The organism is Leucobacter sp. OH1287 (assembly GCF_003859945.1).
Classification (GTDB): Bacteria; Actinomycetota; Actinomycetes; order Actinomycetales; family Microbacteriaceae; genus Canibacter.
This window is the reverse complement of record NZ_RQYM01000031.1, coordinates 1-1,239: the sequence shown is the minus strand read 5'-3', so window position 1 is coordinate 1,239 and position 1,239 is coordinate 1. Positions and strand designations below refer to the sequence as shown.

Genomic DNA, 1,239 nt, shown 5'->3' with positions numbered 1-1,239 from the left:
TGGCCTGACCCCTGTTTTTAGATCCGGCTGTTTTTAGAGTCCAGAATGTAGACTGCCAGCATTAACTGGCATCACTTGAAAGGACAACAATATGGCTACTCGTAAGAGGCACACAGTAACAGCGATAGTCCGTTTGCTAGAACGCGATGCGGAACTAACCGCTCAAGGACTATCAACCGAGGAAGTTGCTAGACAGCTGGAAATATCTACCTCAACGCTCCATAACTGGCGCAACAGGTTCGGGCAGATGAGCACCAGCGAGGCTGAGGAATACGTTGAAATGAAAGACGAGATCCAACGACTGAAACGTATAGTCGCTGACCAGGTACTGGAAATCGATGCGTTAAAGCTAATTGCCAAGGGAAAATTCTAAGCCCGGACTCCAAGCGCCGGGCTATCAACCACATTATCGACACCCTCGACTATAGCGTGCGTCGCGCCTGCAAGATTGTGGGCATGTCAAGAAGTACGTTTCTTAGGTCTAAGCTTAAACAAACCAGTTCCGACCCTGATAAAAAACTGCGCGCTGATTTGCGGGACTATTCAGCCTGCCGCCCCACTCATGGGTTTAGAAGAGCTCACGCTTATCTAACTCGGGATGTGGGGATGGAAATTAACGTGAAGAAGGTACAGCGGTTGTGGCGGGAGGAAGGTTTGAGTCGTAAAACCCCAACAAAACAAGCCAGGAAGGGTAAGCGTACCAGTCCCATGGTTAAGGCGGTGCGCCCTAACCATGTGTGGAGCATCGACTTTCAGTTTGATGTCACCCGTGACGGTCGGCCGGTGAAGATCGCGTCTATGATTGATGAGTTCACCAGGGAATCGCTTCTGGATGTTGTGGAGCGTAATATTGACGCGAACGAGCTTGCTAGAGCACTGACTCGCGTGTTTGCTGAGCGAGGAACGCCAGAGGTGCTGCGGATGGATAACGGGCCAGAGTTTGTTTCTAAACGGTTGGCTAGACTCTGTGGGGATCGGATCGGCATGTTTTTTATCGAGCCTGGCACTCCTTGGAACAACGGTTTTGTTGAGTCTTTCAACAATTTCAGGCGCAGGGAGTGTTTGCGTAGGCATGATTTCGCTAACATTGTAGAAGCGCGTGAGATTATTACCGAGTTTCATCGTGACTATAATTATCATCACCGGCATTCATCGTTGGGTTATCTCACTCCGAGAGAGTTTGCTCAACAGCAGGTGGCGGGTTGAAAAACTCTAATAACGCCTGGACCTAAAAACGGG

At 49.8% G+C, this 1,239-nt stretch carries 2 protein-coding genes; both read left to right on the top strand.

Translation table 11 applies throughout. From position 1 onward, the window contains the following. Positions 1-91: 91 nt before the first annotated feature. Positions 92-373, top strand: a complete 282-nt coding sequence (locus EII30_RS08805) for a transposase (protein WP_233569470.1) — start codon at positions 92-94, stop codon at positions 371-373. After that, the gene (locus EII30_RS08800; protein ID WP_124886968.1) at positions 367-1,206 is read left to right on the top strand and encodes an IS3 family transposase; all 840 of its coding nucleotides are present in this window, start codon (positions 367-369) and stop codon (positions 1,204-1,206) included. The genes EII30_RS08805 and EII30_RS08800 overlap by 7 nt, the downstream gene beginning before the upstream one ends. The last annotated feature ends 33 nt before the right edge of the window (positions 1,207-1,239 follow it).

Coding starts and splice junctions, on each gene's coding strand:
- EII30_RS08805 (WP_233569470.1), top strand. CDS start 92: ATGGCTACTCGTAAGAGGCACACAGTAACAGCGATAGTCCGTTTGCTA.